The organism is Stenotrophomonas sp. YAU14A_MKIMI4_1, assembly GCF_003086855.1.
In the GTDB taxonomy this organism is placed as follows: Bacteria; Pseudomonadota; Gammaproteobacteria; order Xanthomonadales; family Xanthomonadaceae; genus Stenotrophomonas.
Genome location: NZ_CP025998.1, coordinates 4,045,990 through 4,068,450 on the forward strand (window position 1 = coordinate 4,045,990; position 22,461 = coordinate 4,068,450).

Sequence of the window (22,461 nt, forward strand, 5' to 3'; positions counted from 1 at the left end):
GCGTCACATGAAGCGTCGTTGCTGCCGGGCCGCGCACAGCGCAGCGGCCCGGGTGGATACGGCTAGTACGCGCCCGGATCGGCGCTGAAGCTGACAGGCACGGTGATCGTGGCCTGCCCCCCATTGATCAGGTTCACCCCCAGGCTGACGCTGGTGCCGCCCGCGGCACCGCCACTGGCGGCGCTGCAGGTGCTGCCGGCCGAGGCACTGCAGGTCCACGGCGCGCTGAGCGTGGCGCCCGCTGGCAGCGTGTCGCTGACCTGCGCGGCGGTCACCGCATCGGGGCCGGCGTTGCTGACGGTCAGCACATAGCTGGCGCTGCCACCGGGTGTGTAGGTGGCACTGCCATCGCTCTTGCTGATCGACAGGTCGGCCTGGCGGGTGCGGTTGGTGATGCGGCAGACCACGGTGAGCGGCTGCGCCGCCAGCGCCGGCGCGGTGAAGTTGAAGCTCTGGCCGGTGCCGCTGCTGAGCGTGGTGCCGCCCTGGTCCTTGCACTCCCAACTGCTGGCGTAGCGCGCCAGGACCGTGGCGGTGCCTGCGGTTTCGGCCAGCGTGTAGACCGTGCCGGGTGTCGTAACCACTGCCGTGGTGGCACCGTTGTTACCCACGTTGGCCACGCTGGCCAGCACCGTGGCCCCCTGTGCCACGCTCAGGTTGAACACACCGGTATCGGTGGTCGGCGCCAGCGTCTTCACCAGCTGCACCGTGGCAGCGCAGCTCTGCGAAATGCTTTCCACGGTGAACACCGCCTGGCCGATGCGGATGCCCAGCAAGGCCAGCAGGTTGTCGACCACCCCGCCCAGCACCGCCGTCAGCACCGGTCCCACCAGTGCATTCACCACGGTGCGCAGCGGTGGCAGCAGGGTGGATACCAGCGCGTTGACGATGGTGTTCACCGGCAGTGGCAGGGTAACCAGCGCGTTGACCAGACGCACCACCGGCGTACCGCTGGTGATGGTCACGTCCAGCGAATTGATCAGCGAGGTGACCATGGTGCTGGCGCTGACCGTGCCCGCGGTGAGCGTGCGTGTCTGTGGAAATGCGCCGGGTACCACTACCGACTGCAGGCCGGGCGTAGCCGTGGCGACGGCGAGCACCGACACGGTCAACGGCACATCCACGTCGGCCACCTTCAGGCCACCAGCCAGCAGGCTGACCGCCACGGTCACGTTCAACGTGGTGGCGTTGATGGGGGTCACGCTGGCCGGGGTGAGTACGGCACTGCGGTTGAAGAACACCGCGTCGCTGATGGTGCCGACATACAGGTTCACCAGGCCCGGTCGCGCCTGCAGGGTGACCGCGTTGCTGGCCAGGCTGACCGCGCTGATGGTGCCTTCGGCGCGCGCCACATCGGCGTAGACCGACAGATGTAGCAGCGACGCATTGATGCTGGTGCCCGACAGCGATACCAGGCCACCCACGTTCAGGCCATTGACCGCCGAAATCAGCGGCGCCACGTTCAGGCCCTGCACGATGTCGAAATCCAGCTTGAGGCGGATCGCCGCGCTGTGGAAGCTGGTGCCGACCGGGCCGCAGTTGAACACCGGCGGTTCGACCACCTGCGCCCACACGCGCACGTTGGCCAGCCCGCCCAGTCCCAACGGTGCCAGCTGCGCAGTGGTCAGGGTGATCGGCGTGGGCGTGGTGACCACGTTGCGGAAGTTGTACAGCTGCACCCCGCCGGTGATCAGGTCCAGCACGTCCAGGTTCACCGTGGCCAGCGAACCCGGCGGCAGGCTGACCTGCAGCAGATCGGCCAGGCGGATGTTGCCGGTCAGCCCACCGATGGACGGACTGAGCAGACCCAGCGCGCTGGCCGCGGCGGTCTTGCCGTCGGCCTGCAGCACCGACACCATCGCCGCCTGCAGCTGGGCCAGGGTGATGTTGGCGTTGAGCACCTGGCTGGGATCACTGACCACCACGCCGCCGTTGAGCTGGGTCAGCAGCGCGTTGAGATTGATGTCGGCGCCGGCCAGGTTGTTCCAGTCCAAGGCGGTGAGCTGGACGCTGGTGCCGGGCAGCAGCGTGCTGAACAACAGATTCAACACCGGGCTCTGGGTGGAATCGACCGACACCAGGCGGGGCCCAGCCGAAACACAGGCGCCATTGGCGGTACAGGCATCCTGGGCGCGGGCCGTCGGCACGACCATTATTAATGTGCACAGGATCACACTAAATAGCAGGACATTTACTTTGGTGAGTAACACTGACACCCGCTTCACGACTGAAGCCTTATCCATCGCCCCATCCCCTGCGCCGCGGCTGCACCCGCCCAGCACCGCCCGGACATTGCCGGTGATGAGGCATGTGTCGCACACTGGCTTCGATGTTTCTGATGTTTTCCGGCGCTGCGTGGCCGGTTTTGCGATTAATTACGTTTGCGCGCGCAGGGGTCAAACAAGACGGCGTGAAGACGGTAGTAAGCAGCACTGTCGCCAGGGAGGAGACGATGGGAAACCCAGGTGCGGCAAGGGCAGACAGTCATTCTGTACAGGCACGTAAAAGAATCGCTGCCCGGTAAGTATCGATAACCACCCATCAACTAGGGACAGGGAAAGGGGGAATACCGATGTTGTCGATGGCTGATCGAATCCGCGGTGCACGCACGGCGGCCGGACTTTCACAGACACAGCTGGCGCAGGAAACCGGGGTGAAGCGCAGTGCGGTGGCGCAATGGGAGCGGCGCGGCGGCACCCATCCCAGCGTGTCGCATCTGGCCCGGATCGCAGTGGTGACCGAGGTCCGCTTTGAATGGCTGGCCACGGGCCGCGGCTGCGGCAAGCCGGACGATGAGGAACTGGGGGCGGCGCCGCCCAGCGCCGATTACGCGCGCAATGACCTGGAGGGCAACATCCTGTCGCTGGTACGGCGGCTGCCGCCGCGCAAGCGCAAGGTGGCGCACGACATCATCGAGATGCTGGGCGTGTGACGCTGCGGTGGGCCCGCCGGGTTACAGGCGGGCGCGCGGCGGCAGCGACCAGTCGATCGGCGCCTGGCCCTGGCGCTGCAGGTAGTCGTTGGCCATCGAGAAATGGCGGCAGCCGAGGAAACCGCGGTGCGCCGACAACGGTGAGGGATGCGGCGCCTTCAGCACGCGGTGGCGGCCGGTGTCGATCACCTTGCCCTTCTTCTGCGCGTACGCGCCCCAGAGCATGAACACCAGGCCGTCGCGTTCGCGGTTCAGCACGTCCACCACGTGGTCGGTGAAGCCTTCCCAGCCGCGGCCCTGGTGGGCGCCGGCACTGCCCTCCTCCACCGTCAGCACCGCGTTCAACAGCAGCACGCCACGCTGCGCCCACGGCAGCAGGCAGCCGTGATCGGGCCGGGCAATGCCCAGGTCGCCTTCGATCTCTTTGTAGATGTTCAGCAGCGAAGGTGGCACCGGCACGCCGGGCTGCACCGAGAAGCTCAGCCCATGGGCCTGGCCCTGGCCGTGGTAGGGATCCTGGCCCAGCACGACCACCTTCACCTGCTCGAACGGGGTGGCGTCGAACGCAGCGAAGATCTGCGGCCCCGGCGGGAACACCGCCGCGCCGCTGGCCTTGCGCTGGCGCAGGAACGCGGACAGCTCGCGCATCTGCGGCTGCAGCAGATAATCGCCCACGCGCTGCTTCCAGCTCGGCTCCAGCTGGATAGCCGGGGTTCCCACTACTTCGTCGATCATTTCAATACAGGTCCATCGTTCAAGCGGGCCAGGCGCAGCTGGAACAGCACCTTGGTCACCAGCAGGCGTTCTTCGATCGGCTTGAGCACCAGATCGTTGGCACCGGCCTGCAGCAGGCCGGTCTGGTTGTGCGGATTGCCGTCGCCGGTCATCACCAGCACCGGCAGGCGGCGCTTGCCGTAACCGAAATCCACGCGCACGCGCTGCACCACGTCACGCCCGCTCAGTTCCCCCTTCAGGGTCACGTCGGTCAGCACCAGGTCGATGCGGTGGCGGCTGCGGCCCAGCGATTCGGCGGTGAGCAGGGTGAAGGCTTCTTCGGCACTGACCACGTGCAGCACGTTCAACTGCTGCCGTTCCAGCATGCGCTTGGTGGCCTCGGCCACGACCCGGCTGTCTTCCACGTACAGAATGGTGGCGCCAGGAATGGTCTGCGGCTGCACGTAGCCACGGATGAACGTCGCCAGGGCTTCGTGGCCCAGCGACTTATCGAAATAGTCGGTAACGAATTCGGTGAAGCGGCGCTGCTCCAGGTGCTGCTGCGCGTCGCCAGACACCACGATCACCGGCACATAGGCCTGGCCGGCGGCCTCGCGCACCTTGCGGGCCAGGTCCAGGCCGTCGCCATCGCGCAGGGTGAGCGAGGTGGTGACCAGGTCCACCGGGCCCTGCGCCAGCACCTGCTGCGCCTCTTCAATGCTGTCGCAGCCGATCACCTCCACGCCGGGCAGGTCGCGCTGCAGCACGTCGGCAATCAGCTTGCGGACCAGCTTGGACCCATCGACCACCATCACCCGCGTCGCGGGCCCTTCAATATGCTTCAGCGCTTGCGGTTGCATGCAGGTCTCAGGTGTCGGTGGGGCGGGTCTGGCGCAGGAAGTGGCCGGTGACCAGCCAGGCCCCCAGCCAGCCCAGCAGCAGGGTGCCCAGCAGCACGAGGCTGCCGTGCAGCAGGTCCAGCCCGTGCAGTACGAACGGGCTGCCGTAGCTGCGCGAAAGGTCGGCCAGCGGTGCGCGCAATGCGGCACCGGCCACGCCGATCAGCGCGAGTGCCACGGCACCGGCGCCCAGGCCGTACCACGCGCCCAGGTACAGGAACGGGCGGCGGATGAAGCCATCGCTGGCGCCCAGCAGCTGCAGCACGCCGATTTCCTCGCGGCGGGCCTGGATATCCAGGCGCACGGTGTTGCCCACCACCAGCGCGGCGCCCACGCCCAGCAGCGCCGACAGCACCTGCACCAGCCGCGCGCCGAACGCCAGCCATGCATCCAGGCGCTTGCGCCACAAGGCATCGTGCTGCACCAGGTCGGCACCGGGCAGGCTTTCCAGCGCGCGCGCCAGACGCGCGTCATCCTGGCCCTGCGCCGGGGTCACCACCAGCAGCGAGGGCAGCGGGTTGTCGTTGAGGGCGTCGATCGCCTCGCCCAGGCCGGCTTGGCGCAGTTCCTCCAGGCCTTGTTCGGGGGTGCGCACGGCCACGTTGGCCACGTCCTGGCGGTCGCGCAGTTCGCCGGCCAGGCGCAGTGCGCCGGGACCGTCCACATCGGCCTTCAGGAACACGTTGATGTCGCGCGACTGCTGCACGCTGCCAGCGAACTGTTTCAGGTTGTCCAGCGCGATGGACAACCCCAACGGCAGCGCCAGTGCCAGCGCCATGACCATCACGGTCAGCAGGGTGGCCCACGGCTTGCGGCAGGCACGGCCCAGGCTGAACACCACGCTGTGTACGTGGTGCTGGATCCACACGCCCAGGCGCGAGGGTGCGGCGGCTTCGGCGTTTTCGTTCTTGGCCATGGGTTACTCCGCCAGATCCTGCGGCGAGATGTCATCCACCAGCCGGCCGTGGTCCAGGATCAATACGCGCTTGCGCATGCGCCGCAGCAGCGGCAGATCGTGGCTGACCACCAGCACGCTGGTGCCGCGCGAAGGCAGTTCGGCGAACAGGGCCATGATTTCGGCGGCCAGGGTCGGGTCGAGGTTGCCGGTCGGCTCGTCGGCCACCAGCAGCTTGGGTTCGCCCACGATGGCGCGGGCAATGCCGACGCGCTGCTGCTCACCGGCCGACAGCTGCGACGGCAGTGCCTTTTCGCGGTGGCCCAGGCCCATGCGTTCCAGCACCGAGCGCACGCGCTTGCCGATATCGGCGCGGCGCGTGCCGCGCAGGATCAGCGGCAGGGCCACGTTCTCGGCGATGGACCGGTCCATCAGCAGGCGATGGTCCTGGTAGACCGCGCCGACCGCGCGACGGTGGCGCGGCACATCGCCGCCGCGCACCTTCAGCAGGTTGCGATCGTCGAACACCACCGCGCCGCGGCTCGGCCGTTCGTCCAGGTGGATAAGCCGCAGCAGGGTGCTCTTGCCCGCCCCGGAATGGCCGGTGACGAACAGCATTTCGCCGGGGGCCACTTCGAAGCTGACATCGATCAGCGCCTCGTGGCCACCGGCGTACTGTTTGCTGACATTGTCAAAGCGCAGGACACTCATGCCCCGATTATGCAGGACCGACGCGACGGATCGGTAGCGCCGGGCCATGCCCGGCGGATTTTTCAATCTGCCGCTGCGCTCGCCGGGCATGGCCCGGCGCTACCCGCTGATCGGCAGTGCCGATCAGTTGCCCGACAGCATCCGGCGGATCTTGCGGCCGATGCGGGTCAGGAACGAATCACCGGTATCGGCGGCGGTGCGTACCGGCTTGGCCACCACCTGCACCGGGGTGACCGGGTTGGCGCCGTTGCCCGACGAGGTCTGCACGCCTTCGGCGCCTTCGACCGGACGGCCGTGGCGACGACGACGGCGCTTGCGCGGCTTGCGCTCGCCCTCGGCGGCGCCTTCCACTGCACCTTCGGCGCGCGGCGGGCGCGGCGGACGCGGGGCCTGGGCCACGGCGGCCTCGGCACCCTCGACCGGCGCGGCGGCCGTCTGCTCGCCTTCCACGCGCGGCTTGCGCGGGCCACGCGGGCGACGCTCGCCACTGCGCTCACCGTCACGGCGCTCGCCACGGCCACCGCCGGAGCGGCCACCACTGCGGCCACCGCCACGACGCTCTTCCTCGGCAGCGCGGGCTTCGCGCGCTTCACGGAAGATCTGGCCGACGCTCTCGTTCTCCTCGCCTTCCTCGCCCGCAGCCGGGGCCGGACGTTCCGGGCGCGGCAGCGGGGTCAGCAGTTCCTTGGTGACCGGCTCGGACGGAATCTTCTGCTCGATGTAGGCCTCGATGTCCGGCAGGCCCATCGCGTAGCGCTCGCAGGCGAAGCTGATCGCATCACCCTCTTCGCCCAGGCGCGCGGTACGGCCGATGCGGTGCACGTAGTCTTCGGCATCGAACGGCAGATCGTAGTTGTAGACGTACTTGATGCCGTCGATGTGCAGGCCGCGGGCGGCCACGTCGGTGGCCACCAGGATTTCCAGCTGGCCCTTCTGGAAGCGGTTGAGCAGGCTCTCACGCTTCTTCTGCGGCACGTCACCGGACAGCACGCCCACGCGGTAGCCGGCCTTTTCCAGCGAACGCGCCACGCGCTCGACGAAGACCTTGGTGTTGACGAAGACCATGGTGCGCGCGCCTTCGCTGCGCGACAGCAGGCCCAGCAGCAGCGGGATCTTCTCGTCGTCGGCCGGGAAGTAGATGCGCTGGCGCACGCGCGCAGCGGTGATGGTCTCGGCTTCGACCACCAGCTTCTGCGGCTCGTTCATGTGTTCGTAGGCCAGCTCCAGCACGCGGTGGCTGAGGGTGGCGCTGAACAGCAGGGTCTGCCGGGTGGTGCGCTCGGGCATGCGGCGCAGCAGGAAGCGGATGTCCTTGATGAAGCCCAGGTCGAACATGCGGTCGGCTTCGTCCAGCACGCAGATTTCGCAGGCGTGCAGCGAAACCACCTTGTGCTGCTTCACGTAGTCGATCAGGCGGCCCGGGGTGGCGATGATCACGTCCACGCCCTGCTGCAGCAGCTCGCGCTGCTTGTCGTAATCCACGCCGCCGTAGACCAGAGCGAAACGCAGGCCCAGGTCGGAACCGAACTTCACCGCATCCTTGTGGATCTGGATGGCCAGTTCGCGGGTCGGCGCCAGGATCAGTGCGCGCGGATCTTCCGGCTTGCGGTCGGCCAGCGCCGGACGCGTCAGCAGGCGGTTTACGACAGCGACCAGGAAGGCCAGCGTCTTGCCGGTGCCGGTCTGGGCCTGGCCGGCAACATCGCCACCGGGCAGCGCGACCGGCAGGGTCAGCGCCTGGATGGGGGTGCAACGGGTGAATCCGGCTCCTTCAAGGCCCGCCTGCAGGGCCGGGTGCAGCTCGAAGGAGGAGAAGGTCAAATCGGTCAGCGGTTTGTCGCTCATGAGTCCGTCTTGGTATGGCCGCCGGCCCGTGGGGCGGCTGGCACTTCATCGTCTAGGGGCACCGTCGCAAACTGCGGCCCCTGCGGCGGGTTGGCAGGCTGGGACCACCGGGTCCGCACGCCGCACAATGCCTCAGTTTACCGCAACCGGGCCGGCAATCCCGCGCAGCCGTCTCAACCCGCCTAGAGACGAACCCTGCACCCCGCTCTTCACCCAGCCACACCGCACTTGAACGCCCCCCGCCGACAGGGGCTGGGCCGGCCGCCAGATGCCCCCATATCCCGGGAAGACAGTGAAATCCGACACATACCGTCGTCGGACACGGTCACGATACGCTGGGTTCCAGCCAGCCTCTGTCCCCGCGCTGCGATAGGGGTACACTGCCGGCCGTGAGCGTCCAGGCATCCCGCCGAACGCACCGTGGCACACCGCCGCGAGGCAACGACGAGGGTCGCGCCACCGGGCATGGCCCAGTTCACCCACCTCCGGCCTGGCCGGGTGCAATCCAAGACGAGAAACCAAGATGAGCGACAAGGTTGTACACGTCGGCGATGCCGACTTCGATAGCGCAGTGCTGAATTCCAAGGAACCGGTGCTGGTCGATTTCTGGGCCGAGTGGTGTGGCCCGTGCAAGATGATCGCCCCGGCGCTGGACGAACTGGCCGACGCCTACCAGGGCCGCGCCAAGATCGCCAAGGTCAATGTCGACAACAACCGTGCGCTGGCCGCCAAGTACCACGTGCGTTCCATTCCCTACCTGGTCGTCTTCAAGGACGGCGAAAAGGTGGGCGAGCAGATCGGTGCGGTGGGCAAGGCCCAGCTGGCCGGCCTGCTGGACAAGGCCCTGGCCTGATCCTGCTGTTCCACGGCAGCCGCTGACCGCGGCTGCCGCTGGGCGCCCCGCGCCCGCATGAATGCCATTCCCGGTGACCCTTGCAAGGCGCCGCGGGCCGATGATAGTGTCGGCATATCCGGCCGCGTTCGCGTGCCGCACCCTCTGGACGCAGTTTCTTCCAGACCCATTCCCAACGTTCGCCGCCCCAGCCGGGCGCTCGCACCTTCAAGCGAGGAATAACGCTCTTGTCCGATCACACTTCCGAAACCGGCAGCGCCGATGCGCCCGCCGAAAAGCGCGTGCGCAAGCCCCGCGTGAGCAAGGCCGCCGCTCCGGCAGCCGCCGAAACCAGCGCTGCCCCCGCGCAGCCGACCCTGCCGCTGGCAGCCGCGCCCGAAGCGCCGGCACCGGCCGCAGCCGCCCCCGCGCCGAGCGCGCCCGCCGCTGAAGCCCCCGCCTCCGGCGGCGGTGACGCCGGCGAAGGCCGCGAATCCGGCCAGCCGCGCCAGCAGAACCACCAGGGTGGTCAGGGTGGCGGCCAGAACCAGGGCCAGAACAACAACCCGTACAACCAGAACGGCCAGCAGGGCCAGGGCAACCGCCGCGACCGCTTCCGCAACCGTCGCGACCGTGACCGCAACCGCGGTGGCCGCGATGACGGCATGCCGCAGGACGGCGGCGAGCAGCAGCCCTTCGTGCCGCGCCCGCACGCCAACGTGCCGGAAGGTTTCCCGGTCTATTCGCTGAGCGACCTCAAGCGCATGCCGGCGCAGAAGCTGCTGGAAATCGCCGAGCAGCTGCAGATCTCCGAAGGCGTCGCCCGCGCCCGCAAGCAGGACGTGATCTTCGCCCTGCTGAAGGTGCTGACCCGCCACGGTGACGGCGTCGCCGCCGACGGCGTGCTGGAAATCCTGCCGGACGGCTTCGGCTTCCTGCGCGCGGCCGAAGCCAGCTACCTGGCCGGCCCGGACGATACCTACATCTCGCCCAGCCAGATCCGCCGCTTCAACCTGCGCACCGGCGACCACATCTCCGGCCGCATCCGCTTCCCGAAGGACGGCGAGCGCTACTTCGCACTGAACATCGTCGACACCATCAATGGTGAGCCGATCGAAGCGTCGAAGAACAAGGTGCTGTTCGAGAACCTGACCCCGCTGTTCCCGCGTCGCCGCTTCACCCTGGAGCGCGGCAACGGTTCGTCGGAAGACATCACCGGCCGCATCCTCGACCTGATGGCGCCGCAGGGCAAGGGCCAGCGTTCGCTCATCGTGTCCCAGCCGAAGGCCGGTAAGACGATGATGATGCAGCAGGTGGCCACGGCCATCACCACCAACCACCCGGACGTGCACCTGATCGTGCTGCTGATCGACGAGCGCCCGGAAGAAGTGACCGAAATGCAGCGCACCGTGCGCGGCGAAGTCATCAGCTCGACCTTCGACGAACCGGCCGCACGCCACGTGCAGGTAGCCGAAATGGTGATCGAGCGCGCCAAGCGCCTGGTCGAACACAAGAAGGACGTGGTGATCCTGCTGGACTCGATCACCCGCCTGGCACGTGCCTACAACAACGTGGTGCCGAGCTCGGGCAAGGTGCTGACCGGTGGTGTGGACGCCAACGCCCTGCACCGCCCGAAGCGCTTCTTCGGTGCTGCGCGCAACGTGGAAGAAGGCGGCAGCCTGACCATCATCGCCACCGCGCTGGTCGACACCGGCTCGAAGATGGACGAAGTGATCTACGAAGAGTTCAAGGGCACCGGCAACAGCGAAGTGCACCTGAGCCGTCGCATCGCTGAAAAGCGTGTGTTCCCGGCCATCGACATCAACCGCTCGGGCACCCGCCGCGAAGACCTGCTGATCGAACCGGAACTGCTGCAGAAGATCTGGATCCTGCGCAAGCTGTTGCATCCGATGGATGAAATGGCCGCGATGGAATTCCTGCTGGACAAGATGAAGAACACCAAGTCCAACGACGAGTTCTTCGGTTCCATGAAGCGATAAGAAAGAAGCCCCGCAGTGCGGGGCTTTTTTTTGCTTTCGGGACGGCCCCATCCACGCATGGCGTGGATCTACCGGTAGCGCCGGGCCATGCCCGGCGGATGCATCACCCCCCGGTAGCGCCGGGCCATGCCCGGCGGATGCATCACCCCCCGGTAGCGCCGGGCCAAGCCCGGCGGATGCATCCCCCCCGGTAGCGCCGGGCCATGCCCGGCGGCTTGGGTTTACGCGCAGACCTGCCGCGGGTCCAGGCCGAGGTCACGGCAGATGCGGTCGTGGGCCAGGCCGGCGCAGCGCAACGTGCCGCCCAGCATTTCACTGAGGATGCTGCTGCCGCGGTAGGCCAGGTAGCACCACGGCTCCACCGGCACCTTGCCGCCCTGCGCCTGCATCACCACGCGCGCTTCTTCCCACGCACCGCTGAAGTACAGCGCCAATGCGAACTGGCTCAGGTGACGGCGTTCGCGCAGGGACGTACGCCCGGCCAGCGCGTGAGCGAGCCCGGCGGGGTGCACGTCCAGCCAGTCCAGCAGCGCCTTGCGCACCAGGTCCGCCAGCCCGGGCACCCTGCCCGCGCGCACCACGCCGACGATTTCCAGCGGTGCATTGCACTCGTCCACCCACGTCTCGGCCCATTCCACCACGTGCCAGGCGATCACCGCATGCGCATCGCGGCCACGCGGTGCGTGCTCGCTGATCCAGCGCAGGTACGCCCACATCTGCTCATCGCTGCCATCCCATTTGCCCATGCTGGCCTTGGCCAGCATGTGCACCGATGGCGCGTGGAAGGGGACCATCGCCATTACCTTTGCGAAGCGCTGGCTGCGCGCATCACGCTCGATGTCACACACCACATCGCAATGCAGCAGCCCATAGAACGCCAACGGCGGCGGATTGATGCGCGCGGCCAGTTCCTTGAACCGCGTCTGCGCGGCCTGGAACTTCAGCGGAAACGCGCGCCTGCGCGCAGCGGGAATGTCGTCGTAGTAATCCTCACCGCGCACGCGCCACGCTTCCCCCAGTTCGGCGAAGGCCAGCAGCAGCGCAGCATCGGCGGAGTCGGGTTCGGCGGCGAGCCACTGCGCAGCAATCGCCATGGCGTCCTTCAGCTCACCCAGACAGGCATAGAAGTTCACCTGGTCGCCTTCATGCACCCCGGCCATGGTGGCCGAAGCCGAGGCGTAGGCGCCCTCGCGCACCTGCTGCAGCAGGGCCTGCGCTTCGCCGACAAGCCTGACATTCACGGTGGAGGCGTACGGCAGCAGCCGCACGCTCTGGAACAAACGCCGCATGATCGTCCTTGTGTGTGAATCCACGCCATGCGCGGATCGTTTCCTGGCGCGCCAGTGTAACGGCGCACCAGGATCAACGGACGGAACAGCATCCCGTTTTGCCGCGCGGACCGGCGTGCGCCCGCACGGGCGCGCGTCTTACGGGCAGGCCACCGCGCCCTCGGCGTTGGCCGTGTTGGCGGTCAACTTGATCTGGGTGAATGCCGCCGCAAACGGCTTGTCCGCGCTCACCACGAACGGAGCCTCCACCGCGCCCAATGCCACACCCTGTTTGGCGAAGCACGCCAGCGGCACGGTCACCGTCTGCTTCTGGCCCGGCGAGAGTCTGCCCAGCAGCGGGGCGATATCCACCCCACCCTCGCAACCGATGCCGCACTGCATGGTCACCTTCACCGGCGAGGCCGGTCGCTTCACCAGCTGCACGTCGAACTGCAGCGCGCCGTTGCTGCGCGCCAGGGCGCCCAGGTTGCGCCGCGAGGTGCTGCGTGCGATCAGCTGCGCCGGGGCCAGCCAGGTCACTTCCTTGGCATCCTGCTGGGTGTTCACCTGCACGGTACGCACCTGCACCACCGGCGTGGCGGTCGGCCAGCGCAGGGTGGCATTGAGATCATTGCCCAGCGGCTGGGTGGCGCCCGCGGCCGCTACGTGCAACGCGAACGGCGGCGTGTCGGCGCGGTTGAAGATCGGCAGCACCGTCACTTCGCCGCAACTGTCCGGGTCGGCCTCTTCGAGACGGGCGACCTTGCCGCCCTTGGCGTAGCTGAGGCCATAGCCGAGCGCGAACAGCGACGGCTTCTTCGCATCGGGCTGGTCGATCGGTGCCGGGCAGGGCACGCCCGGCCAGGGGAAGCTGAGGCGGCCGCGGAAGTCGTGCGCGGGCTTGCCGCCCTTGCCGGCCACCAGCACGTCGGCCACGCCCTTGCCTTCGGTGCCCGGCAGCCAGGCTGCGACGAAGGCGCTGGACAGGTTGAGCAGATCGTTGGTGTACATCGGGCGACCGGACAGGTAGACCGTCACCACCGGCTTGCCGGTCGCAGCGGCCGCCTTCAGCGCGGCCAGATCCTGCGGGTAGGCACGGCTGTGGCTGACGGTATCCGAGGCAAGGATGTCGCCGTTGGTTTCCGCATACGGCGTCTCCCCGATCACCGCCAGCACCACGTCGAAGGACTTCGGGTCGACGCCCTGGCCATCGGCACTGAAGCTGACCTTGTCCGCGCCCAGTTCGGCGCGCAGCGCGCCCAGCACCGAATCGGCGTTTGGGAAATCGGCGTTCTTGTTCTCGGTACCCTGCCAGGTCAGCGACCAGCCACCGGACTGGTCACCGATGTTGTCGGCGCCCTTGCCGACCACCAGCACGCGCGCATCGCGGCGCAACGGCAGCACCTTGCCTTCGTTCTTCAGCAGCACCAGCGATTCGCGCACTGCACGGCGCGCCAGTTCGCGGTGCTGCACGGCGCTGGCATCACCGGCATAGCGGCTGTCGGACGGCTTGTGCTCGAACAGGCCGGCGCGCAGCTTCACCCGCAGGATGCGCGTCACCGCATCGTCAATGCGCGCCATCGGGATCTCGCCCTTCTGCACCTGCGCGGTGGTGTTGTCGATGAAGGCCTTCCAGTCGTCGGGCACCATCACCATGTCGATGCCGGCGTTGATCGCATGCGCGCAGCTGTCGTTGCGGCAGCCCGGCACCTGGGCGATGCCGTTCCAATCGGAGACGACGAAGCCGTCAAAGCCCATCTTGTCCTTCAGCGCGTCGGTCAGCAGCGCCTTGCTGCCGTGCATCTTGCCGTAGTCGACGCCGGCGGCACGATCATTCCAGCTGTTGAACGAGGCCATCACCGTCTGCGCGCCTTCGGCCAGCGCGCCGTAGTAGCCCTGCGCATGCACGTTGATCATCGTCGCCTTGTCGACCAGCGCCTCGCCCTGGTCGCGGCCGCTGTCGGTGGCGCCATCGCCAAGGTAGTGCTTGGCGGTGGTGACCACGTTGCCGTCATCCTTGAACGCGCCCTGGGCGCCCTTGACGTAGGCATGGGCGAAACTGCGGATCACCGCCGGGTCGGACGAATAGCTTTCGTACGTGCGGCCCCAGCGCGGGTCGTGGGCCACCGCCAGGGTGGGCGCGAACACCCAGCCGATGCCGGTGGCGCGCACCGAGCGCGCGGTTGCTTCGCCGATACGCTCGATCAGTTCCGGATCGCCGGCCGCGCCCAGGCCGATGTTGTGCGGGAACAGGGTGGCGCCCAGTACGTTGTTGTGGCCATGCACCGCATCGGTGCCCCAGATCACGGGCACCGGCGTCTTCGCATCGGTGGCCAGCGAGGCAGCGTGGTAGGCATCAGCCAGTTTCAGCCAGTCCTGCACGCTGGCGTGCTTGTCCATGCCCGGCCACGAGCCGCCGCCGTTGAGCACCGAACCGATGTAGTAGCGGCGCACCTGCTCGGGTGTGATCGTCTTGATCTCGGCCTGGGTCATCTGCCCGATCTTCTGCGCCAGCGTCATCTGCGAAAGGATCTGCTGCACGCGGCTTTCGATCTGCGCATCGGTGGCGATCGCGCTGTGCACGCGCGGCCAGTCCTGCAGGCGTTCGCCGCTGGCCGGTGCGGCACCCACGGGCGCGGCAAGGGCGGCCAGCAGGCAGCTGGCAAGAAGGGTCTGGGTGGGGCGATTCACTGGGCTCTACCTCCGTGGATGAAGTTCCTGGCGTGTTCGGCTGCGGCAACACGTCGGCATGGGCGCCTGCGCACCGCTCCTGACAGCGCTGTCATATAAGGCGTCCCCGCGGCTGTCAATCGTTGTTCGTGTGCAACCGGGCGCGTGTACCGCAACAGCGGGCTCCGGCGCGCCCATCGCATGCTGGCGGCCTGCGCGGGTGCTGCATCGCGACACGAAATCGGGAGGTGCCAGCGCCCCTCATGTCGTGGCAACATCCGCCTGCTTCGGCAACATCGACCGGGTCGGCACGCACTACCATCGCCGCGTGCCCGCCGCCTTCCAGGAGGAACCATCGCACCATGCGCAGTCGAATCGAGGATGTCGCCGCCGTTGCCGGAGTGTCGATCAAGACCGTGTCCCGCGTGCTCAACCATGAGCCGAACGTGCGCGAGCAGACCCGTGAACGCGTGCTGGCGGCGGTGGCGCGGCTGGGCTACAAGCCGAACCTGTCGGCGCGCAGCCTGGCCGGCCAGCGCTCGTATGCACTGGCGCTGGTCTACAACAATCCGTCGCGCAACTACCTGATGGAAATCCAGAGCGGCATGCTGGAAGCGTGTCATGCCCAGCACTACAACCTGATCCTGGGCCCGGTCGGCATCGGCCGCCGCACCCTGCCCGACCTGGCCGCGCTGTTCGAGAACTCGCGCCCGGATGGCGTGGTGCTGATCCCGCCACTGACCGACGATGAGGTGGTGCTGTCCTACCTGGAAGAGCAGGACATCCCCTTCGCCTGCATCGCGCCACGCCACCCGGAAGGCCGCATCGGCGTGCGCATGGATGAAACCACCGCCGTGGTCGAACTGATCGGCCACCTGGTCGCGCAGGGCCATCGCCGCATCGGCCACATCAAGGGCCCGCGCGCGCACGGTGCCTGCCAGTGGCGCCATGCCGGTTACCGCCAAGCGCTGCGCGACGCAGGCATCGCCTACGACCCGGCACTGGTGGTCAGCGGCCAGTTCTCTTTCGAGTCCGGCGTGGACGCGGCCAACCTCCTGCTTGACCTGGATGACCCGCCGACAGCGATCTTCGCCGCCAACGACGACATGGCCGCCGCGGTGTACCGCGTGGCGGGCGAGCGTGGCCTGCGCGTGCCGCGCGACCTGTCGGTGTGCGGCTTCGACGACACGCCCATCGCGGGCCACATCTACCCGGCGTTGACCACCGTGCGCCAGCCGACCGCGCACATGGGCCGGCTGGCCACCGAGCAGCTGATCGAGCACATCCGCACCGAGACGGCCGGACGCATGATCACGGTCGAACACGCGGTGCTGGACCGCGAATCGACCGCCGCACCGCGCCGACGCTGACGCCCCCTGCCGCAGCGGACCTGCGCGTCCGTTGCCGGTTCCCACACACGTGCGTGCACGCGCGCGGCGGCCGCTTCGCCGTGCGCGATGACAGGCCTGCATGCGGACACTGCGCTGCATGCGTTGTCCGTGCATCGTCGTTGCCATGTCCAGAACCTGTCCTCCCGGTCATCGATTCAAGCCATCCAGAGGACATGCACGACATCCTCCGGGCATTGCGTTTGTCCAGCGCTGTCAATCGCACCAACACCCTCGCCCCCAGCTCGCTGCACCTGCATCCGCGCAGTTCCGTTCTGCACCGCACAACACGATTCCACCGATCCATTGGCAGCGCTGTCATGGCTGAAAAACCGCTGCAAATGCTGCAACCAAAGGCAATTCATCCGCGTGAGCACTTTCATGGCAACGGTTACATCGCGACCTGCGCGCACGTTGCCGAGGCGCACTTGATGGCAGTTTGTTGACAACGCTGTCAACCGTCGCTCCAATCCGGCCACGTGCAGTAACCCGCCATCGAGAAGACGCCGCAACGACACCACCGAATTCCCTGGGGAGGGAGCTTCCATGAAGACGTACAAGGCAGTACCTCGCAAGACGATGCTCACTTCCGCGCTGCTGGCAGCGCTCGCTGCACCGGCCTGGGCGCAGGATGCACCTGCCGGCGAAGCTCCCGACCCGGCCACGCTCGATACGGTGCAGGTCACCGGTATCCGCGGCAGCCTGCAGTCTTCCATGAACCTCAAGCGCGACAGCCAGGGCGTGGTCGATGGCATCGTTGCCGAGGACATCGGCAAGTTCCCCGATACCAATCTGGCCGAATCACTGCAGCGCATCAGCGGTGTCTCGATCGACCGCACGTCCAGTGGCGAAGGCTCGAAGGTGACCGTGCGCGGCATCGGCCCCGACTACAACCTGGTGCTGTTGAACGGCCGGCAGATGCCGGCGTCCAATCTCGGAAACGGCGGTGGTGGCCTGAACGGGTCGCGCTCGTTCGACTTCGCCAATCTCGCCTCGGAGTCGATTTCGGCGGTGGAGGTCTACAAGACCAGTCGCGCCGACAATCCGGCCGGCGGCATCGGTGCCACCATCAACATCAAGACACTGCGCCCGCTCGAATCAGAGCCGGTGATCAGCCTCGGCCTGAAGGCGGTCAACGATTCGTCCAACGACAACCTGCCGCGCACGCTGCAGGGTTCCAACGTGACCGGCGAACTGTCGGGCATCTTCAGCCAGCGCTATGCCGACGACCGCTTCGGCGTGTCGCTCAGTGCCAGCCACCAGGAGCGTGATTCCGGCTTCAACCAGGCCACCGTGGCCGAGGGTTGGGCCACGTTCTACGGCAACAACACCACCGACTGGCGTGCCTTGCCGCAGCCGGGACAGGGCTACTCGGACCGCATCACCAACCGGCCGGGCCCGAACGATGTGTATGGGCGGCCGCAGAACACCGCCTACAACGTCAACGGCGTGCAGCGCCAGCGCACCAACGCGCAGGCCACCTTCCAGTGGAAGCCGGCCGACAATGTCACGACCACGCTGGACTACACCTATGTCGAGAACAAGGTGCAGCAGCAGCGCAGCGAGCTGTCGGTGTGGTTCAACTACGGCCCGGGCGACAGCACCTGGACCAATGGCCCGGTGGCGGCGCCGATCATCTACAGCGAGGACATGACCAACTCGGACGTGTCGATGGGCGGTGCGCGGCTGGCGACCAAGACCGACATGCACTCGCTCGGCTTCAACGTGGACTGGGAAGTGAACGACGCGCTGGACCTGTCGTTCGACGCACACAATTCCCAGGCCGAATCGCAGCCGGACAGCCCCTACGGCTCGGCCGGCGTGCTCGGCGTGGCCGCCTTCGTACGCGGCAAGACCACCGTCGACTACAGCGGTGACCTGCCGATCATCAACATCGCCCTGCCGCCGGGTGGCGTACAGGCGTCCGATGCGCTGGTCACCGGCTCGGTGTTCCAGAACAGCTACAACAAATCCAAGGTGCAGCAGTACCAGGGCCGCGGCACGTTCCGCTTCGCCGACTACTCGGCACTGGACTTCGGCATCGGCCACACCCAGGTGGAAAACCGCTCGGCCTCGGCCATCATGCAGCGCAATACCTGGGGCGGCCTGGGTTCGCCGTCCGACTATGCCGATGACATCTGGTATGCGGACAACATGGCCAAGTACTTCAAGGCCTTCTCCGGGCACAGCGATCCGCGCCTGACCGGCCAGTTCCTGGTGTTCGACTTCGACCGCCTGATCGACCGCGCCGCGCAGGTCGGCACCGACGCCGATCCGGCCTGCCCGACCTGCTACTACGCGCCCACCGAGTACTCCGAAGACATCCGCACCACCGAAAAGACCCGCAGCGCCTTCCTGCAGTACCGCACCACCTTCGACTGGTCGATGCCGCTGCACGTGGCGGCCGGCGTGCGCTACGAACAGACCGAGGTGGAATCCAGCGCGATGGTGCGCGTGCCGACCGGCATCAGCTGGGGCTCGGCCAATGAACTGAACATCGTGTACGCACCGGAAAGCAGCTTCGTTGGTGGCCGCGGCAAGTACGACTACGTGCTGCCCAATGTCGACCTGAAGCTGGATCTGAGCGAGACGCTGGCACTGCGCGGCAGCTACAGCCGCACGCTGGGCCGGCCGAGCTGGACGCAGATCCAGAGCGGCCAGTCACTGGCCGACATCGTACGCACCCAGGGCGGCAGCGGCAGCCGCGGCAACCCGGGGCTGGAACCGCTGATCTCGGACAACTTCGATCTGTCGCTGGAGTGGTATTACGGCGAAGGCAGCTACGCCTCGGCCGGCTTCTTCCGCAAGAACATCAAGAACTTCATCAGCGACACCGTGGTGCGCGAGAACGCCGGCAGCCTGCACACGCCGGTCGGTGGTGCGTACTGGAACGAAGCGCTGGCCTCGTGCGGCGGCACCGACATGCCGTGCATCCGCGATTACATCTTCACCAACCACGCCGGCGACCCGGGCGTGAACTTCACCGGGGTCAATTCGGCCGGCCAGCTGACCGGCACCATCGAAGGCCTGCCGACCGACCCGATCGCCGGCTTCGACATCACCGTCCCGGCCAACCAGCATTCGGACCACCTCGATGGCTGGGAAGTGGCGGTGCAGCACCTGTTCGGCCAGTCCGGTTTCGGCGTGGCCGCCAACTACACCAAGGTGAAGTCCGGGCTGACCTTCAACAACCTCAGCCTGGGTGACCAGTACCCGATGATCGGCCTGAGCGACTCGGCCAACGTGGTTGCGTTCTACGACAAGAACGCCTGGCAGGTCCGCGCGGCTTACAACTGGCGCGACAAATTCCTCAACGGCATCGGCGGCCAGGGCCCGAACCCGAACTACACCGCCGCCTACGGCCAGCTCGATCTGAACATCAGCTACGCGGTAAGCGAGCAGCTGAGCCTGAGCCTGGAAGCGATCAACCTGACCGACGAGACCATGCGCACCTATTCGCGCCACACCAACATGCTGCGCTACGCCACCCAGACCGGCCCGCGCTACATGTTCGGCGTGCGTTACAAGTTCTGATCGGCTGCAGTAGTGTGGAGCCGAGCCCAGGCCCGGCTCCACACTGCCCCGGATACCCGCGCATGCCTTCACCGCCCCGCCCCATCGAAGAGATCCACGGCCTGGACCCGGCGCAGCTGCACGTGCAGCTGTCCACCTGGACGACGCCGAAGGTGATCCGTGGACTGGTGGCGCACTGGCCACTGGTGGCCGCAGCGCGCCGGTCCGCGGCCGAAGCGGTGGCCCACCTGGCCAGCTTCGACCATGGGCAGATGCCGGTAACGGCGACCACCGCCGCGCCCGAGACCCGCGGCCGGTTGTTCTACAACGAAGACATGAGCGGCTTCAATTTCCGCCGCGAACAGATTCCGCTGAAGGTGGTGCTGGCCACGTTGCTGAAGTACGCCAGTGATCCCGCGCCGCCGTCCATCTATGTGGCGTCGACCACGCTGGACAGCTTCCTGCCCGGTTTCAGCCAGGCCAATCCGCTGCACCTCGGCGTGGCCGACCCGCTGGCCAGCATCTGGATCGGCAACCGCTCGCGCATCGCTGCCCACCAGGACGTGCCGGACAATCTGGCCTGCGTGGCGGCCGGCCGCCGCCGCGTCACCCTGTTCGCACCGGAGCAGATCGACAACCTGTACGTGGGCCCGCTGGACTTCACCCCAGCCGGGCAGGCGATCAGCCTGGTCGATTTCCACGCACCGGACCTGCAGCGCTTCCCGCGCTTCGCGCAGGCGTGGGCGCAGGCCCAGGTGGCCGAGCTGGCGCCCGGCGATGCGGTGTTCATTCCGTCGTTGTGGTGGCACCACATGGAAGGGCTGGAAGCGTTCAACGTGCTGGTCAACAGCTGGTGGCGGCCGGTACCGGCGTGGATGGATTCACCGATGAACGCGCTGATGCTGGCCATCCTTGCACTGCGCGACCTGCCGCCGGAACAACGCGCACACTGGCGCACGATGCTCGACCACTATGTGTTCGAGGCGGGCGAACATACGGCCGCGCATGTGCCGCAGGACGCGCGTGGCGTGCTTGCACCGCTGGAGGCGGCCGGTGCCGAACGCGTGCGCGATACGCTGCGGCGCCGCCTGCAACGATGACACCGGGGCACCGGAGTTAACCCCGCCGCGCGCGAATGTGCCCATAATGGCGGTTCCCCCCACCGTCTGCGCCGGCTGCGATTGTTCGCGCCGCGCTCCGCTGCCGCATGCCACCGATCTCCAACCGCCTGAACCTGGGCAAGCTGATTCTTGCGCTGGCCCTGCTGAGTACGCTCATTGCGTTGGCCAACACCCTGCTGGCCAGCTACCGCGTGCAGCGCGACCAGCTGGTGGGCAACACCCTGGAAGCCAACCGGGTCTACGCCAGCAAACTGGCCGAGACCACGCAGAACTTCCTGTTGTCGGCGCAGCAGCAGCTGGCCTACGCCGCGACCCGGCTGGGTGAAACCGGCCTGGAGCCGGAGCAGGCGCAGCGCGAGGCCAGCCGCCTGCAGCTGCAGTCCAGCAGCTTCAATTCCTCGCTTGTGGTGAACGTGGATGGCCGGGTCATCGCGACCTCACCGCAGACCCTGCAGCTGCAGGGTGAAGTGCTCAAGAGCGTGGGCAGCCAGATGGCCCTGGCACGGCGCCAGCCATTGATCAGCGATCCCTACCAGTCGGCCACCGGCAAACTGCTGATCTCGCTGTCGCACCCCATCTTCGACCGCCAGGGCAACTACCTGGGCTACGTCAGCGGCACCCTGTACCTGCGCCAGCGCAGCGCCCTGCACACCCTGCTGGGCAAGCACTACTACCGCGATGGCTCGTACCTGTACGTGGTGGACCACAACGGTCGCATCATCTACCACAACGATGCCAAGGAAGTGGGCACCTACGCGCTGGACAACCCGGCGGTGAAGGCGCTGATGCGCGGCCGTTCCGGCAGCCAGCAGCTGGTCAACAACCACGGCGTGGCCCAGCTGTCCGGCTATGCGCCGGTGCCGGCCACCGGCTGGGGCATCATCGCCCAGCGCCCCACCGAAGCGACCCTGCAGCCGCTGTCGCGCCTGATGAGCTCGGTCATCTGGAATGCCATTCCGCTGGGCGTGCTGTCGCTGCTGATCACCTGGTGGTTCGCACGGCGCATCTCGCTGCCGCTGTGGCAGCTGGCGCGCAACGTGCAGGAAGGCGAAGACACCGGCAACGCGATCAACCACGTGACCGGCATCCGCGCCTGGTATTTCGAAGTGGCGCAGTTGAAGCAGGCGGTGCTGTACAGCTTCAACGCCCTGCAGGACCGCATCGGTTCGCTGAACCGGGCCAGCCGCACCGACCCGCTGACCGGGCTGCTGAACCGCCGTGGCCTGCAGCACGCACTGGAGCTGCTGCAGGCGCAGGGCGTACCGTTCGCGATCGTGGCGCTGGACATCGACCGCTTCAAGTCGATCAACGACACGCACGGCCACGATGTGGGCGACGCGGCCATCGTGCACATTGCCGAACAGATGCGCCGGCATTCGCGCGAAACCGACGTGCTGTGCCGCGCCGGCGGCGAGGAATTCCTGCTGCTGTTGCCGGGCGTCGGCACCGATGCCGCACGCCAGGCCGCCGAACGGCTGCGCCGGCACATCGCCGACGAAGCCTTCGCCCCGGTCGGCACGATCACCGTGTCGCTGGGCGTGGCCCATTTCCCCAGCTTCCATGCCGATGTGGAGCAGGCGCTGCGGCTGGCCGACAAGGCCCTGTACCTGGCCAAGGAACAGGGCCGCAACCAGGTGGTGGTGTACCCGCACGCCGATTGAGCGTGCGGGCAT

The 22,461-nt window shown here is 67.4% G+C and carries 16 protein-coding genes; 8 read left to right on the forward strand and 8 right to left on the reverse strand.

Annotated elements, in window-relative coordinates:
- Window positions 1–62: 62 nt before the first annotated feature.
- Complete coding sequence (locus C1931_RS18220) at window positions 63–2,147, reverse strand: DUF11 domain-containing protein (protein WP_199913892.1); 2,085 nt, start codon at window positions 2,145–2,147, stop codon at window positions 63–65.
- Window positions 2,148–2,581: 434 nt separating this feature from the next.
- Between C1931_RS18220 and C1931_RS18225 the strand changes: the two genes are divergently transcribed.
- A complete protein-coding gene (locus C1931_RS18225; protein ID WP_234412190.1) occupies window positions 2,582–2,932 on the forward strand; it encodes a helix-turn-helix transcriptional regulator in 351 nt (116 codons plus the stop codon).
- A gap of 21 nt (window positions 2,933–2,953) precedes the next feature.
- Here the strand turns inward: C1931_RS18225 and ung are convergent, their stop codons facing one another.
- From ung to rhlB, 5 genes are all read right to left on the reverse strand, one after another.
- Window positions 2,954–3,667 carry a uracil-DNA glycosylase gene (gene ung, locus C1931_RS18230; protein ID WP_108757343.1) on the reverse strand — a complete coding sequence of 238 codons (714 nt, stop codon included), beginning with the start codon at window positions 3,665–3,667 and terminating at the stop codon, window positions 2,954–2,956.
- A complete protein-coding gene (locus C1931_RS18235) occupies window positions 3,664–4,506 on the reverse strand; it encodes a response regulator (protein ID WP_108757344.1) in 843 nt (280 codons plus the stop codon). Before C1931_RS18235 ends, ung begins: the two co-directional genes overlap by 4 nt.
- Before the next feature lie 7 nt (window positions 4,507–4,513).
- A complete protein-coding gene (gene ftsX / locus C1931_RS18240) occupies window positions 4,514–5,461 on the reverse strand; it encodes a permease-like cell division protein FtsX (protein WP_108757345.1) in 948 nt (315 codons plus the stop codon).
- 3 nt (window positions 5,462–5,464) lie between these two features.
- Window positions 5,465–6,151, reverse strand: a complete 687-nt coding sequence (gene ftsE / locus C1931_RS18245; RefSeq protein ID WP_108751049.1) for a cell division ATP-binding protein FtsE — start codon at window positions 6,149–6,151, stop codon at window positions 5,465–5,467.
- 123 nt (window positions 6,152–6,274) lie between these two features.
- On the reverse strand, window positions 6,275–7,996 hold the full coding sequence (gene rhlB / locus C1931_RS18250; RefSeq protein ID WP_108757346.1) for an ATP-dependent RNA helicase RhlB: 1,722 nt from the start codon (window positions 7,994–7,996) through the stop codon (window positions 6,275–6,277).
- 523 nt (window positions 7,997–8,519) lie between these two features.
- On the opposite strand from rhlB, the gene trxA reads away from it, so the two are divergent.
- Complete coding sequence (trxA, locus tag C1931_RS18260) at window positions 8,520–8,849, forward strand: thioredoxin (protein ID WP_025878607.1); 330 nt, start codon at window positions 8,520–8,522, stop codon at window positions 8,847–8,849.
- A 227-nt stretch (window positions 8,850–9,076) separates the two neighbouring features.
- Window positions 9,077–10,828 carry a transcription termination factor Rho gene (gene rho / locus C1931_RS18265; protein WP_108754357.1) on the forward strand — a complete coding sequence of 584 codons (1,752 nt, stop codon included), beginning with the start codon at window positions 9,077–9,079 and terminating at the stop codon, window positions 10,826–10,828.
- A 221-nt stretch (window positions 10,829–11,049) separates the two neighbouring features.
- On the opposite strand, the gene C1931_RS18270 is transcribed toward rho, so the two are convergent.
- Complete coding sequence (locus C1931_RS18270; RefSeq protein ID WP_159095518.1) at window positions 11,050–12,117, reverse strand: hypothetical protein; 1,068 nt, start codon at window positions 12,115–12,117, stop codon at window positions 11,050–11,052.
- A gap of 138 nt (window positions 12,118–12,255) precedes the next feature.
- Window positions 12,256–14,787 (reverse strand): glycoside hydrolase family 3 protein, encoded by a 2,532-nt coding sequence (locus C1931_RS18275; protein WP_108757348.1) that lies wholly within the window; start codon window positions 14,785–14,787, stop codon window positions 12,256–12,258.
- A gap of 341 nt (window positions 14,788–15,128) precedes the next feature.
- Here C1931_RS18275 and C1931_RS18280 point away from each other — a divergent pair, with 341 nt between their 5' ends.
- The 5 genes from C1931_RS18280 to C1931_RS18295 all read left to right on the forward strand — a co-directional run bounded on the left by C1931_RS18280 (window position 15,129) and on the right by C1931_RS18295 (window position 22,449).
- Window positions 15,129–16,136 (forward strand): LacI family DNA-binding transcriptional regulator, encoded by a 1,008-nt coding sequence (locus C1931_RS18280; RefSeq protein WP_108754360.1) that lies wholly within the window; start codon window positions 15,129–15,131, stop codon window positions 16,134–16,136.
- A gap of 194 nt (window positions 16,137–16,330) precedes the next feature.
- On the forward strand, window positions 16,331–16,600 hold the full coding sequence (locus tag C1931_RS20370; protein WP_159093634.1) for a hypothetical protein: 270 nt from the start codon (window positions 16,331–16,333) through the stop codon (window positions 16,598–16,600).
- 100 nt (window positions 16,601–16,700) lie between these two features.
- Window positions 16,701–19,688, forward strand: coding sequence for a TonB-dependent receptor (locus C1931_RS18285; protein ID WP_108757349.1), 2,988 nt, complete (start codon window positions 16,701–16,703; stop codon window positions 19,686–19,688).
- Between the two features lie 62 nt (window positions 19,689–19,750).
- Window positions 19,751–20,767, forward strand: a complete 1,017-nt coding sequence (locus C1931_RS18290) for a cupin-like domain-containing protein (protein WP_108757350.1) — start codon at window positions 19,751–19,753, stop codon at window positions 20,765–20,767.
- Window positions 20,768–20,874: 107 nt separating this feature from the next.
- Window positions 20,875–22,449, forward strand: coding sequence for a sensor domain-containing diguanylate cyclase (locus C1931_RS18295; protein ID WP_108757351.1), 1,575 nt, complete (start codon window positions 20,875–20,877; stop codon window positions 22,447–22,449).
- The last annotated feature ends 12 nt before the right edge of the window (window positions 22,450–22,461 follow it).